General features: G+C 47.7%; 13 protein-coding genes. 8 read left to right on the plus strand and 5 right to left on the minus strand.

Annotation, left to right across the window (positions count from 1 at the left end; all coding sequences use genetic code 11):
• The 4 genes from GUA87_RS17015 to GUA87_RS17030 are packed head-to-tail and all read right to left on the minus strand — an operon-like array spanning position 1 to position 5,369.
• A complete protein-coding gene (locus GUA87_RS17015; RefSeq protein ID WP_193717821.1) occupies positions 1-699 on the minus strand; it encodes a type 1 glutamine amidotransferase in 699 nt (232 codons plus the stop codon).
• Between the two features lie 16 nt (positions 700-715).
• Positions 716-3,460: a formate dehydrogenase subunit alpha gene (fdhF, locus tag GUA87_RS17020; RefSeq protein ID WP_193717822.1), complete on the minus strand. Its 2,745-nt coding sequence runs from the start codon at positions 3,458-3,460 to the stop codon at positions 716-718.
• A complete protein-coding gene (locus tag GUA87_RS17025) occupies positions 3,457-5,151 on the minus strand; it encodes an NADH-ubiquinone oxidoreductase-F iron-sulfur binding region domain-containing protein (RefSeq protein ID WP_193717823.1) in 1,695 nt (564 codons plus the stop codon). The genes fdhF and GUA87_RS17025 overlap by 4 nt, the downstream gene beginning before the upstream one ends.
• Positions 5,151-5,369: a DUF3553 domain-containing protein gene (locus tag GUA87_RS17030; protein WP_193717824.1), complete on the minus strand. Its 219-nt coding sequence runs from the start codon at positions 5,367-5,369 to the stop codon at positions 5,151-5,153. The genes GUA87_RS17025 and GUA87_RS17030 overlap by 1 nt, the downstream gene beginning before the upstream one ends.
• Positions 5,370-5,475: 106 nt before the next feature.
• On the opposite strand from GUA87_RS17030, the gene GUA87_RS17035 reads away from it, so the two are divergent.
• From GUA87_RS17035 to GUA87_RS17060, 6 genes are all read left to right on the plus strand, one after another.
• Positions 5,476-6,114, plus strand: coding sequence for a histidine phosphotransferase family protein (locus GUA87_RS17035; RefSeq protein ID WP_193717825.1), 639 nt, complete (start codon positions 5,476-5,478; stop codon positions 6,112-6,114).
• Positions 6,115-6,355: 241 nt separating this feature from the next.
• Entirely contained in the window at positions 6,356-9,178 is a 2,823-nt protein-coding gene (locus tag GUA87_RS17040) for a chemotaxis protein CheW (RefSeq protein ID WP_193717826.1), read from the plus strand.
• A gap of 2 nt (positions 9,179-9,180) precedes the next feature.
• Positions 9,181-9,630, plus strand: a complete 450-nt coding sequence (locus GUA87_RS17045) for a chemotaxis protein CheW (protein ID WP_227712118.1) — start codon at positions 9,181-9,183, stop codon at positions 9,628-9,630.
• Positions 9,631-9,654: 24 nt separating this feature from the next.
• Positions 9,655-10,020, plus strand: a complete 366-nt coding sequence (locus GUA87_RS17050) for a response regulator (protein ID WP_193717828.1) — start codon at positions 9,655-9,657, stop codon at positions 10,018-10,020.
• A 44-nt stretch (positions 10,021-10,064) separates the two neighbouring features.
• Positions 10,065-11,192 carry a protein-glutamate methylesterase/protein-glutamine glutaminase gene (locus GUA87_RS17055; RefSeq protein ID WP_227712119.1) on the plus strand — a complete coding sequence of 376 codons (1,128 nt, stop codon included), beginning with the start codon at positions 10,065-10,067 and terminating at the stop codon, positions 11,190-11,192.
• On the plus strand, positions 11,189-12,022 hold the full coding sequence (locus tag GUA87_RS17060; RefSeq protein WP_193717829.1) for a CheR family methyltransferase: 834 nt from the start codon (positions 11,189-11,191) through the stop codon (positions 12,020-12,022). The genes GUA87_RS17055 and GUA87_RS17060 overlap by 4 nt, the downstream gene beginning before the upstream one ends.
• Before the next feature lie 90 nt (positions 12,023-12,112).
• Here GUA87_RS17060 and ctrA read toward each other — a convergent pair whose 3' ends face one another.
• On the minus strand, positions 12,113-12,814 hold the full coding sequence (gene ctrA, locus GUA87_RS17065; RefSeq protein ID WP_193717830.1) for a response regulator transcription factor CtrA: 702 nt from the start codon (positions 12,812-12,814) through the stop codon (positions 12,113-12,115).
• Positions 12,815-13,016: 202 nt separating this feature from the next.
• On the opposite strand from ctrA, the gene fliI reads away from it, so the two are divergent.
• Complete coding sequence (fliI, locus tag GUA87_RS17070) at positions 13,017-14,378, plus strand: flagellar protein export ATPase FliI (protein WP_321575928.1); 1,362 nt, start codon at positions 13,017-13,019, stop codon at positions 14,376-14,378.
• A gap of 18 nt (positions 14,379-14,396) precedes the next feature.
• A complete protein-coding gene (locus GUA87_RS17075) occupies positions 14,397-14,813 on the plus strand; it encodes a hypothetical protein (RefSeq protein ID WP_193717832.1) in 417 nt (138 codons plus the stop codon).
• Positions 14,814-14,816 lie beyond the last annotated feature (3 nt).

A 14,816-nucleotide genomic window follows, 5' to 3' on the forward strand; every position in this document is an offset into this window, starting at 1 on the left:
TTATTGGCGGGAGAGGAAATACTCCTTAAGCTCCGCCGCATATTCAATGTGATGGTGCGTGTCACTCATGCGGGCAATGGCGGCATCAGCCACTTCATCCGGCACAATGTGACCGCGACGCTCCTCCAGCAGATCTTCTGAGAATTCATGACCATGCTCAGGGTGTGGTTGCAAAGACATCATATTGTCAGAATATTCCAGTCCGGCATTCGCGCAAAAATCAGATGTATGCGTGACTTTCGCACCTTCAGGCGGAATGATGACCTGATCCTGATGGAAGGCGAGCAAGGTGACGTCCCGGTCGTTCTTCACATCTTTATAGGTTTGATGGCCGACACCCCAACCACCATGATATTTTTCAACCTTACCGCCAAGTGCTTGCGCAATGGCTTGATGCCCAAAGCAAATACCAATGGTTGGCTTACCTGAGGCGTGAAGATCGCGAATAAACTGTTCAAGTCTTGGAATCCATTCGATGTCTTCATAAACACCATGTTTGGATCCTGTAATGATCCAGCCATCTGCCTGTTCTACATTGTCAGGTAATGTGCCATCGGCCACGACAAAAGTTTCATATTCAAAATCTTCTGATCCAAGCAGATCCATGAACATATCAGCGTAGGTGCCATGTTTTTCGCCAAGTTCACCTGTGATATGTCCAGTTAGCAAAATACCAATTTTCATCTTTTTATCACTCATCCACTTATCCTGAATTCTATATGGGTTCAGGAACTCTCACTTTCACTGCACAATATTTTACTTCAGCGATTTTGCCAAATGGATCAAGTGCATCATTGGTCAAAAGATTGGCCGCTGCTTCAGCAAAGCAGAAGGGAATAAAGACCATGCCTTTTTGAACGGCATTGTCACTTCGGGCTTTAATCTTAATTTCGCCGCGGCGAGAAGAGACTCTGACGTAATCGCCGTTCTCTATTCCCATTTCTTCCAGCATTGCAGGGGCCATTTGAACCGTGGGTTCTGGCTCCACCGCATCCAACACATCTGCGCGGCGTGTCATCGACCCTGTATGCCAGTGTTCCAACAATCGCCCCGTGGTCAGGATGATCGGAAACTCTTTATCGGGAACTTCATCAGGCGAGATAAGTTCCGCCGGGACAAATAATCCTTTGCCGCTCTCCGTTGGAAAACCTTCGGTGAATATGATGGGTTGACCGGGATCATCTGGGGACGGGCATGGGTAAGTAACAGCATCATCGCGTTCAAGCCGATCCCAACTGATCCCTTTGATGCTGTTCATCACCTCAGTCATTTCGGCGAACACATCTTTGGCATGAGAATAAGTCCAACCTAATCCCATGCGATTGGCAATTTCCTGGATAATCATCAAGTCCTGCTTAGCTTCGCCTGGCGGCGAAACAGCTGTGCGTCCCATCTGAACTTGCCTGTTGGTATTGGTAACGGTGCCGTCTTTTTCCGGCCACGCCGATGCTGGTAAGATTACATCCGCATAGGCTGCGGTTTCGGTCAGGAAAATGTCCTGCACGACCAGATGATCAAGTTTGGCAAGCGCTGCCCGCGCATGGGATACATTAGGATCAGACATAGCCGGGTTTTCACCCATGATATACATGCCCGTTATGTTCCCCTCATGAATGGCGTGAGTGATCTCCACCACAGTCAGGCCAGCATTTGGATCAAGTTCCGCGCCCCAGAAATCTTCAAAATGCGCGCGGACGGTTGGGTCGGTGACAGGTTGATAATCTGGCAGGAACATTGGGATCAGGGCAACGTCAGATGCCCCTTGGACGTTATTTTGTCCGCGCAAGGGATGCAACCCTGTACCAGGTCGCCCCACATTCCCTGTAAGAAGGGCAAGAGATATCAGGCAGCGCGAATTATCTGTGCCATGAACATGCTGGCTGATCCCCATTCCCCAGAAGATCATTCCGGCTTTGGCATTAGCAAATAACCGGGCGGCGTCTTTCACTTCATCTGAAGGAACACCCGTGACCTTTTCCATCTCCTCCGGGGAGAAGCCAGACAAATGCAGTTTCAGCTCTTCAAAGTTCGTTGTGTTTTCCGCAACATATTGCTGATCAACAAGCTCTTCCTCCACGATCACATGCATCATAGAATTGAGAAGTGCCACATCTGATCCCGGCTTTTCTTGAAGGTGATGGGTGGCATGGCGTGACAAATCTTGCAGCCTCGGGTCGATGACGATCAGTTTCGTGCCAGATTTCGCTGCATTTTTAAAGAATGTAGCGGCAACCGGATGGTTTACGGCTGGGTTGGCGCCAATGATGATAATGACATCCGCGTTTTTGGCTTCGTTAAAAGGTGCAGACACGGCACCGGAGCCCACAGTTTCCAATAGTGCCGCAACAGAAGAAGCATGGCAAAGGCGCGTGCAGTGATCCACATTATTGGTGCCGAAGCCCGTGCGCACCAGCTTCTGGAAAAGATAGGCTTCCTCGTTCGACCCTTTGGCTGATCCAAACCCGGCCAACGCAGAACTTCCCTTTTCTGCTTTTATACGATTGAAACTTGAAGCCGCTTTTTCCAGTGCTTCTTCCCAGGTGGCTTCACGAAAATGGGTAAGCGGGTTTTTAGGATCCAGAGTCTCGACATCAGTTTTTGAAACGCCATCTTTGCGGATGAGAGGGACCGTGAGCCGATCCGGGTTGTGGATATAATCAAACCCGAACCTCCCTTTCACGCAAAGGCGTTCTTCATTGGCAGGGCCATCGCGCCCGTCAACAGATACAATTTTTTCTCCACTGACATTATAGGTCAGCTGGCAGCCAACTCCGCAAAATGGACAGACGCTTTTTACCTGACGGTCAAATGCGGGTGCCTCGATCATTGTTTTTTCAAGGAGCGCCCCCGTGGGACACGCCTGAACACATTCACCACATGCAACGCAAGTGCTTGTCTCCATGGGATCGTTTAGATCAAAGGTAATCTCTGAATGTGCCCCCCGACCTGACATGCCAATCACATCGTTCACCTGAACTTCGCGGCACGCGCGTACACACAGATCACACTGGATGCAGGCGTTCAGGTCTACGGTCATCGCAGGATGACTATCATCCTTTTCCAACTTGCAATTGGTCTTGGGAAACCGGCTTTCTGAGACCCCCAGGTTATTGGCTGTACTGGTGAAATGGCTGTTTTTAAAACGTGGTTCTTTTTCGTTAGACTGATCGGCAACCAGAAGTTCAACGACCATGCGCCGAGCTTTTGAGGCTTTCTCGGATTGTGTATGAACAACCATTCCTTCGGTGGGTTTGCGCATACAGCTAGGGGCAAGAACACGTTCTCCTTCAATTTCCACCATACAGGCGCGGCAGTTGCCGTCAGCGCGATATCCTTTGCGATCGGTGTAACACAAGTGCGGGATATCTGTTCCAGCCTCCTTGGCGATTTCCCAAAGCGACTTATCGGTCGAAGTTTTTATTTGCTCGCCGTCTAAGGTAAAGGTGATTTCCTCGGTCATGCCAGATCCTCCGGAAAATACTTCATAAGGCAAAGCAGACCATTTGGAGCAGCCTGTCCAAGGCCACAGATGGAGGCCTGCTGCATCACCTCACTTAATTCTTCAAGAAGAGGAAGGTCCCAATCTTGTTCCTGCATAAGCTGGCTTGCTTTTTGTGTGCCAACGCGGCAAGGGGTACACTGACCGCAACTTTCGTCTTCGAAGAAATCCATCAAATTGCGGGCCACCATTTTCATATTGTCTTGATCTGAGAGAACAATGACCGCGGCGGAGCCGATAAAACATCCATGCTTTTCCAGCGTTCCAAAGTCGAGCGGAATATTCGCCATAGAGGCTGGCAGTATTCCGCCAGAAGCCCCGCCTGGAAGGTAGGCCTTGAAAGTATGCCCGTCCTTCATGCCGCCGCCATATTCATTGATCAACTCTTCTGCAGTGATGCCAGCGGGTGCAGTGTAGACCCCCGGCTTTTTGACATGGCCCGACAAAGAAAAGGTGCGTATCCCTTTGTGCCCGTGGCGCCCATCCTGGGTATACCAATCAGCCCCTTTACGAATGATCTCAGGGAGCCAATAAAGGGTTTCTACATTGTTGATGAGGGTTGGTTTGCCAAATAATCCAACATGCGCTGGAAAAGGGGGTTTTTGACGGGGAAGGGCACGCTTGCCTTCAAGGCTCTCAAGCATGGCGCTTTCCTCACCGCAAATATAAGACCCTGCACCACGGCGAAGATGCACTGGGCAATTTCCAAGTATGGATTTGTCTGCCAGTTCCTTAAGCGACTTTTCCAAAATCTGTCGCGTATCCGCATATTCGTCGCGAAGAAAGATGTAGATTGCATCTGCATCAACTAATTCCGCGGCTATCAGCATTCCTTCCAGAAACTGAAAGGGATTACTATTCATGAAGTGGCGGTCTTTGAAAGTCCCTGGTTCACTTTCATCTGCATTCACCGCGAGGTAGCGTGGGCCTTCTTTAGAAAGCACAGAATTAATTTTCACAGCATGGGGAAAGCCAGCCCCGCCTAAACCGCGATGTCCACTCACTTTCAGTGTCTCGATAAGATCTTGTGACGAGACAGTGTTCGACCGAAGTTGGTTTAGTGTCGAAAAGCCTTGTTGACCCAGATAGTCATCCAGCGTCAGAATTGAATTCTCTGATTTTACATCTGTTTCTTGGTCCAGAACTTTTTCCGTTGTTGCTTTTTCAAGATAAGTATCGCCCTTTCTGACAACCGGTGCCGATTGACATCGTCCCATACAGGCGGCTTTCTTAACGCGACTTCCGGGTATCTGTGACTGAAGGTCTTGATAAAGTTCGCCAGCCCCCGCCAATGCGCAACTGAGACTTTCGCAAACTTTGATGGGAGCGTTTAAAGATGGGTCAAGCTCTTCGGTGATTTCGAAATTGTGGTAAAAGCTGGCGACTTCGTGAATTTCCGCCAGTGAAAACCCTGTGATTTCAGAAAGTGCTGTCAGGTGAGGTTTTGACAGTTGGTTGTACTGATCCTGAAGCAAATGAAGATATTCAAGTAAAAGATCACGCTGATAGGGGGCCGGGGGCAGGATCTTTTCTATTGCGTCAAGATCCGCCTTTGTGGCCTGCCGCCCTCTCGCCTGATACCGGCTTTTTCTCTTTTTTTTTGATCTACCGGGCGGGACCGGTGTTTTGTCAAACGTTTGTGCTTTGCTCATCAGCCTTTTCTTGCTTCCAGTTTTTGTGCCCGCAGTTCCCGCAGTTCTTTGTCAGTTACTGTTTCCAGAACTACTGCCCCGGAAATAATCAGCTGTTTTCCGGCATGTTCAAAATTCACAGTTACCCGATCGGCAATGCAGGATTGAACTTGACCCAACCCCCATTCTGGTTGTTTGGGATGGCGAACATATTGGCCCGGAGAAAAAAAGGAGATCATGAAACTAGCACCTTGTTGATTCTTTAGGGTAGAGTGTAGCAAACTAACGCCAAGGGAACAAAGTCTGTTCCTTAGGGGATGAGACAAAACGGAATTTAGGGACATCATGATTGATCTGAAACTGGCAGCTTTAATGAGCTCCAAATTGTGCCATGATATTATTGGACCAGTTGGTGCTGTTAACAATGGTATCGAACTGCTGCAGGATGAAAGCAGCGCCAATATGCGCGAACAGGCAATAGAACTTGTTAGTCAAAGTGCAGGCGAAGCTGCTGCAAGGCTGCAGTTTTATAGACTGGCATATGGACTTGCAGGTGGTATGGGCCCAGAGGTTTCGTTAAGAGATGCCCGCAATTTGACGAAGGGCTATATTAAACACGGCAAGGTTCAGATGGACTGGCCAGATGAAGTTGGGGGTGCCGAGAACCTGTCTAAAGACGCGGTAAAAGTGCTATGCAATCTCGCTTCTATCGCGGTTGGTGCCTTGCCACGTGGCGGCAATATAGAGGTCAGTGGTGGAATTAATGGGAGTGAATGGAACTTTACGTTTACTGGGAAAGGACGCCGTGCCGGTTTGCGTGAAGAAATCACTAAAACTCTCATTGATGGCTACAACGAAGAAGATCTCACTGCACAAAATGTAGCCGCACACTATATGATGGCGATCGCTCAGAATAATGGCTTTAAGGTTTCAGTAGATTCACTGGAAGAGGAAACCGTTGTCTTAACGGCAAGCTCCTCATAAACCCTTCTTATTTCCACAGCGGAAAGAGCTCATCTTCTCCGTTGTGGGAGCCTTCCCCCCTAGATGAACTGCCGCTCCGCGCCCATTCAATTTGTCTAAAATTTTAGAAAAATCGCATTTTCTGTTTTTGGCTTGTTAACCGTAACTGCTTGTTAACCTCTTTATCGCATTCTTTGCCATAGTCTCTGGCTAAAGTTTTTTTACATGTGATCCTGCATTGGCGCGGGGAGAGAGCAACAACATGGATGATCTGTTAAGCGAATTTTTGACCGAAACGAATGAAAATATTGGCATTGTTGATGCCGCATTGGTTGCGCTTGAGCAAAATCCCGATGACGGTACTCAGATTGATAATATCTTCAGGCTTGTGCACACAATTAAAGGGACGTGTGGTTTTCTGGGACTTCCGCGTCTTGAAGCAGTTGCGCATGCGGGAGAAAATGTTCTTGGCAAAATTCGGGATGGTGAACTTCAGGTAACACCGGATGTCGTGACTATTATTCTTGAGGCTATGGATGTTATTAAGGATCTTCTGGAAGCGCTGGAACAAACCGAAGAAGAACCAGAAGGAGATGACGCGGACCTGATTAAGCGACTCAATGATGTCGCTTATGGAACAGCGTCAACTGTTGCGGCACCTGTGCCAACACCTGAGCCTGAAGTTTCCAATGTGGTGGAACTTAAGGATGAGATGCCAGGTGAAGTTTCCGAAGCAGAGCTTGAAGCCGCTTTTGCAGCCGCACCCGGTCCAGATGATATTGTTGAGGAGGCGCCGGCTCAGCAAGAAGAATTAAGGCCAGGTGAAGTTTCTCTAGAAGAACTTGAGGCTGCATTCATGGCAGCTCCAGGTCCTGATGACGATGCCCCTGCTCTAGTGGCGGAACCGGTTGAGCCTGAAGCTCCTGCAGCGCCAACAGTTGTTGAGAAAAAAGCAGCAACCCCTAAAGCAAATAGCAAAGCGGGAGAAGGTGCGCAAAAAGAATCAAATCTTGCAAACCAAAGCATTCGTGTGAATGTCGAATTGCTTGAAAACCTGATGACAATGGTCAGTGAATTGGTTTTGACACGTAACCAGCTGTTGCAGATGGTTCGTGGTATGGATGACAACGAGTTTACTGTTCCACTTCAGCGCCTGAGCCATGTAACTACTGAGTTGCAGGAAGGCTTGATGAAAACACGTATGCAGCCAATCGGCAACGCCTGGTCAAAATTGCCTCGTATTATTCGCGATCTTAGCCACGAACTAGGCAAGAAAATTGACCTTGTCATGCACGGTGCGGAAACTGAACTTGATCGCCAAGTACTTGAAATGATCAAGGATCCGCTCACTCATATGGTGCGTAACTCTGCTGATCACGGCCTTGAAGGTCCTGAAGAACGTCTTGCAGCAGGTAAGCGCGATACAGGCCGGGTTGTTCTGGATGCGTATCATGAAGGCGGGCATATTATCATCACCATCACAGACGATGGTCGCGGCCTGAATGAGGAAAAGATTAAGGCGAAGGTTCTTGAAAATGGCCTTGCCTCAGAAGCTGAACTTGAAAACATGTCAACTCAGCAGATCCATAACTTTATTATGCGTGCGGGCTTCTCCACGGCAGAAAAAGTCACAAACGTATCCGGCCGTGGTGTTGGCATGGACGTGGTGAAATCCAACATCGAGAAAATTGGTGGTACGATCGAACTTAAATCCGAACAGGGTAAAGGGTCTACTTTCACCATCAAGATCCCGCTGACATTGGCAATTGTTTCTGCGCTGATCGTTGAGTGTGGCGGTGAACGCTTTGCTGTTCCTCAGATCAGTGTTGTTGAACTGGTTCGCGCATCCACTGATGGTTCCAGCGAAAACACTATTGAGATGATCAACGACTCACCTGTCTTGAGACTTCGTGATCGCTTGTTACCACTGGTACATCTTAACGAAATTCTCCGTCTTGAAACGTCTGCGGATGAAGTCGCAGAGAAGAGCGAAGTTAAAGGCAGCGAAGAATTTATTATTGTCACTCAGGTAGGTGCCTACACATTCGGTATCGTCGTTGACCGTGTCTTCGACACTGAAGAGATTGTTGTTAAGCCAGTTGCTCCTATTCTACGTCACCTTTCCATCTTCTCAGGCAATACAATTCTGGGTGATGGTAGTGTGATCATGATTTTGGATCCGAACGGTATTGCCTCTCAGTCTGGTGAAAATATCGTGAGTGATCACAGCCATGAAGAAGAGATGCGCCGCGAAAACTCGGAAAGCAACAAAGAGGCGATGCTTATTTGCCGTGCTGGTGGTCAGGAACCGAAGGCTGTTCCATTGTCGTTGGTTGCGCGTCTTGAAGAAATTGACGTGGAAACTATCGAAAATACAAATGGTCAACTAGTTGTTCAGTATCGCGGCAAAATCATGCCGCTGGTCACAATGAATGATGGATGCTCCGTTGCGACAGAAGGACGTCAGCCAATTCTGGTGTTCACTGACAATGAACGGACAATGGGTCTGGTTGTCGATGAAATTGTGGATATTGTCGAAGATCACCTCAACGTGGAAATGGCTTCCAATATCGAAGGTATGATTGGTAGCGCCGTTATCCGCGGAAAAGCCACAGATATTATTGATGTGGGGTATTTCCTGCAGAAATGCTTCGGTGACTGGTTTGGCGCTAGCGATAATGTCGCTTACGGGTCGGACAAATCGTCCCAACGGGTCCTGTTAGTAGACGACAGTCCGTTCTTCCGAAATATGCTGGTGCCGCTGCTATCGGTTGCTGGATATGAAGTCAGGACTGCCGAAAATCCAACTCAGGCACTTGACCTGAGAGAACGTGGCGAGCAATTCGATATCATCGTTAGTGACATTGAAATGCCTGATATGGATGGTTTCCAGTTTGCCGAAGAAGTGTTGAAGGATGAGCGTTGGGCGGATACACCTATTATTGCTTTGTCTTCACACACAACGCAGCAGGACTTTGATAGAGGCCGTCAAGTCGGTTTCTCTGACTACGTCGCTAAATTTGATCGCGACGCCCTGATGAATACGCTTTCACAAACACTGCGTATTGGTGGAGGAGCAAAATGAGTATGAGTGAGTTGCAAGAATACGTCACAGTCACAATTGGCGGGCAAATGTTTGGTATCCCGGTACTTCAAGTGCATGATGTTTTGGGAACAATCAAACTGACAAATATCCCGCTGGCCCCACCAGAAGTGGCTGGAGCACTCAATTTGCGTGGCCGTATCGTGACTTGTATTGATGTGCGCAAACGCTTGGGTTTGAGTGCCGCTGATGGGGGCAAGGAACAAATGAGCGTTGTCGTGGAACATCATGGAGAACCATACAGCCTTCTGATTGACGCTGTTGGAGAGGTGTTGAGCCTTAAAACAGAAAATATGGAATCCAATCCCGCTACTTTGGATAGCCGTTGGCGAGAGGTGTCATCTGGTATCTATCGTACTGAAAACAAATTGCTGGTGATTTTGCAGATCGACCGACTGCTTGATTTTGCCGGTGGAGCAGCGCAAGCAGCATAATTAATAGAGAAGTAGAGAGATAGAATGGCTTCATGTCTCATAGTTGATGATTCTAAAGTTGTCCGTATGGTTGCCAGGCGCATCCTTGAGGATCTGAACTTCGACATCTTGGAAGCAGAAGATGGCCAAGGTGCCATGGATGTGTGTTTAAAGGGAATGCCAGATGTAATTCTTCTGGATTGGAACATGCCTGTCATGAACGGCTTGGATTTCCTTAAACAGCTTCGGCTTTCGGAGGGCGGGAACGAACCGGTTGTTGTTTTCTGTACCACGGAAAATGATATGGCACATATTCGAGAAGCAATCTCTGCAGGTGCAAACGAATATATTATGAAACCTTTTGATCGGGCGATCATTGAAGCAAAATTCTCTCAGGTAGGAGTGCTCTAGTGATCCAACTGGGCTATCCGGAAGTCAAGGAAATTGTAAATAGAATGTCTAATCCTTACAGGGTAATGCTTGTTGATGATTCCGCTGTGATCAGAGGTTTTTTGGCGAGATGGCTAAAGGAAGAAAGTGATATCGAAGTTGTCGCTTCGGTCAGTAATGGAGCAATCGCAGTAAGGGATTTCGCAAAAGTAAAACCGGATGTTGTGATTTTGGATATTGAAATGCCTGAGATGGATGGCATGACAGCTTTGCCTAAGCTGATCCAACAGGATCCAGATGTGAAAGTAATTATGGCTTCTACACTAACAGTTAGAAATGCGGATATCAGTATGAAAGCGCTTGCCATGGGCGCAGCGGACTATATCCCAAAACCAGAGAGTACTCGTGTTGCGGGTGATAAGGAAGCCTTTCAAAGAGATTTGGTTGAAAAGGTTCGTGCGCTTGGTGCACGTCGACGGGCCAAGAGCGGTGCGGCGGCTCCCGATAGAAATACGGAAGTTAAGCCCAATACAGCAGATCGCGCTAAACCTTCAGCTAGCGGCTTGTACAAAAACGGAGAAATTATCCTGCGTAAAAGCACACTCTCTCTGATGCCGGAGGCTCTTGCAATTGGATCGTCAACAGGCGGACCGCAAGCCCTTTTCAAACTGTTCGAAAAGCTTAAGGGCACGATAACCAAACCAATTTTTATTACTCAACATATGCCGGCGACTTTTACGTCCATTCTTGCTGAACATATTGCAAAGATAGCAGGTGTTACTTGTAAGGAAGCGGAAGATGGGGAGATTGTTCGGGACAAACAGATTTACCTAGCCCCGGGAGATTGGCACATGACAGTTGTCAAAGAGGGGGAGAATGTAAGAATTAAACTAAATCAGGATCCGCCGGAGAATTTCTGTCGTCCTGCTGTGGATCCGATGTTAAGGAGCCTCAACTCTGCATATGGTGGGCGAGTTGTTACCGTCATTTTGACGGGAATGGGCCATGATGGAAAACAAGGTAGTGAGGTGATGGCTCAATCCGGCGCACCTGTCATTGCTCAGGATGAAGCAAGCAGTGTCGTGTGGGGGATGCCTGGAGCTGTCGCAACATCCGGACTTTCGACGTCTGTTTTGCCGCTCGAAGAAATTCCGACTGCCATTAGTAAAGCGATGACGGGGAGGCCCGTATGAACACTCAGGACTTCCAGATGTTAAGTTCACTGGTCAAGGAGAGATCAGGCTTAATTTTGACAGAGGATAAAATCTATCTGCTAGAAAGTCGTCTTGTACCTTTAGCACGTCGTCGGGGTCTCAACACGCTTGAAGATTTGGTGGGCGAGCTGAGACGTACAAATGATGAAAAGCTAAAGGAAGATATTACGGAAGCGATGACGACTAACGAGACGTTTTTCTTCCGTGATAACAAGCCTTTTGATATTTTTAAAGAAAACATTCTGCCTCACCTGTTGCAAGCACGTACAGGCAAGAAAACCCTTCGAATCTGGAATGCTGCCTGTTCAACAGGACAGGAACCATATTCGCTTGCCATGCTTCTAAAAGAAGAAGCTGCCAAACTGTCTGGCTGGCGTGTAGAAATATTGGCAACCGATATCTCCAATGAAGTGTTGGAGAAGGCAAAGGCAGGTTTGTATTCCCAGTTCGAAGTGCAGCGTGGTCTGCCAATACAGCTGTTGATCAAGTATTTCCAGCAAATGGGTGAAATGTGGCAAATAGATAGCTCGATTCGCGCAATGGTTAAGTTTGAGAAGTTAAACTTGCTGGACAATTTGGCTCGTGTAGGTCATTTCGACGTTGTCTTCTGCCGTAATGTGCTGATTTATTTTGATAACGAGACTAAGTCCAAGGTATTGAACCAGATGCAAAATATTCTTGCAAATGATGGAGCCTTGTTCCTGGGCGGTGCTGAAACAGTACTTGGAATTTGTGACGGATTGCGACCTGTGTCTGGGTTGAAGGGGGTTTATACTCCCGCAGAAAATGGAGTGTTAGCTGCAAGCTGACACCTCTCTAAAAATCTTCAATAAAAAAAAGCCTGACAGTTTCCTGCCAGGCTTTTTTAGGTTGAGATTAAGATTTTTACTTTTGAGATACTAACTTGCTTTTGCCTGGGCCCGTTCTTCAGGATCACGCAGTACATAGCCGCGGCCCCAGACTGTTTCGATGTAATTGTCTCCATTTGTCGCAGACGCCAGCTTCTTGCGCAGCTTACAGACAAATACGTCAATAATTTTCAATTCTGGCTCATCCATCCCGCCATAGAGATGGTTGAGGAACATTTCCTTTGTTAGGGTCGTTCCCTTGCGCAGGCTCAATAGTTCCAACATACCGTATTCTTTACCTGTCAGGTGCAGGCGCTGTCCGTTTACCTCAACAGATTTGCTATCCAGATTCACTGTCAGCTTGCCGGTTGTAATGGTGGACTGAGCATGACCTTTGGAACGGCGAACAATTGCGTGAATTCGTGCAATCAATTCGTCCTTATTAAAAGGTTTTGTCAAATAATCATCAGCACCGAAACCAAGTCCTTTGACTTTGTCATCGGGTTCCGACATTCCTGAAAGGATCAGGATCGGAGTAGAAACCTTGGCCGTCCGTAGCTTTTTAAGTACGTCGTAGCCAGACATGTCTGGCAAACCAAGATCCAGGATGATGATATCGTAATCGTACAGTTTACCTAAATCCACACCTTCTTCACCAAGGTCAGTGGAATAAACATTAAACCCTTCAGCATTCAGCATTAATTCAATGCCACGTGCCATAGAGCTGTCGTCTTCGATCAATAATACCCGCATATGAGTGGACCTCCTGTAAGACAGCATTGTTAATATTTTAGCCTAACAAAAGGTTAACAGAAAGCATAAAAAGTTAATTTATTTGTTTCCATCAGTAGCGTTTCCCTTTACCAAACATTAAAAATTCTAAGGCAAAATAGAGCTAGCAATAATCTGTAAACTATATCCGGTAACGGATTGTCCGGAGCGTCCTTTGTTAAGCGTGATATCAGAAATCGGCAGAGTTAATTCCCAGCAGTACTATGGTCGTGTAGCCGGTATTCAGGGTTTGTTGGTGGAAATAGGCGGTATTCAGCGTCAACTGAGCATTGGCAGTAGAGTAAATCTATTGGCTCGTGGGGATAAGGTTGTCCCCTGTGAAGTTGTTGGTTTTCGCAACGATCGCGCCCTTGCCATGCCATTTGGAACGCTTGATGGTGTTGGTATGGGATGCAAAGCGCTTATCACTGAACAGGATCCGGTTATTTATCCGGACAGCAGTTGGCTTGGGCGTGTTGTCAATGCTATGGGTGAGCCTGTTGATGGTGGTCCGCCCCTTAAAAAAGGGAGCGTTGGAGTTGCCCTTCGGAATTTGGCCCCACCTGCGCATTCACGCCAAAGGGTTGGCGGTAAAATTGACTTGGGCGTAAGGGCGCTCAATACGTTCGTGACCTGTTGTAAAGGTCAGCGTATGGGTATTTTCGCAGGCTCCGGTGTTGGTAAGTCTGTTCTGTTGTCTATGTTGGCGCGAAATACAGCTGCTGATGTGAACGTCATTGGTCTCATCGGTGAACGGGGCCGTGAGGTTCAGGAGTTTCTGGAAGATGACCTTGGTCCTGAAGGACTTGCGCGAAGTGTTGTTGTGGTTGCCACTTCCGACGAGCCTGCACTTATGCGCAGGCAAGCGGCATACTTGACCATGGCATTGTCGGAATTCTTCAGAGATCAGGACAAAGATGTGCTCTGTCTGATGGATAGTGTGACCCGCTTTGCGATGGCTCAACGTGACGTCGGGTTGTCAGGCGGTGAACCACCTACCAGTAAAGGGTATACACCAACAGTTTTCAGTGAACTTCCCAAACTATTGGAACGCGCAGGTCCCGGGCCGGGTACAGGAACTATCACGGGATTGTTTACAGTTCTCGTTGAAGGGGATGACCATAATGAACCTGTAGCCGATGCGGTAAGGGGTATTCTGGACGGGCATATTGTTATGGAGCGTCAAATCGCTGAGCGTGGGCGGTATCCGGCGATTAATGTTCTCAAATCCGTATCCAGAACCATGCCGGGCTGTAATGCTGCTGAAGAAAACGAACTTATAATGATCGCGCGGCAACTCTTGTCGACCTATGAAGATATGGCGGAACTGATCCGACTTGGGGCTTATAAGGCGGGTTCAGATCAAAATGTAGATGCGGCAGTTCACTATTATCCTTTGTTAGAGCAGTTTTTATCCCAGATGAAGGAAGAAAATACCAGCCTTGAAGAATGCTATGCGATCCTTGGGCAGATCTTGAATGTAAATGCTGCCGTTCAAGAGCAGCCATTGACAGAGGGGGAGAGACCTCAACAGCCTTTGGCGTGAGGTTAAGGAGTAACGCGTATGAGAAGCCTCGCAAATGTTATCAGGATGCAAAAGTGGAAACTTGATGAGCAGCGGCGTGTTGTCGGTGATCTGGAAGAAATGCACTCGAACTATCTGGGGCAGTTGGATGCTCTTGAGGAGGAGTTTGAAAGGGAGAAAGCGTTAGCTGCAACAGATACGGATGCGGGTATTTTGTTCGCTGATTATGCGAAAGCGGCGCGGCTGAGAAAAGAAAACCTGAACTCAACAATTGCGGAACTGCAAGAAAAACTCGATGAGGCGCAAGCTGTTTTGGCTGAGCTCTTTCAGGAACTCAAGAAATTTGAAATCTCGGAAGAAACCAGGATTCGTAAATTAAAAGAAGCAGAAGCTAAGAGACAGCAAGATGAAATTGACGCTTTCTCTATCGAAATGTTTCGGCGCAAAAACAAATAGCTC

The sequence above is a fragment of the Sneathiella sp. P13V-1 genome (genome assembly GCF_015143595.1).
In the GTDB taxonomy this organism is placed as follows: domain Bacteria; phylum Pseudomonadota; class Alphaproteobacteria; order Sneathiellales; family Sneathiellaceae; genus Sneathiella.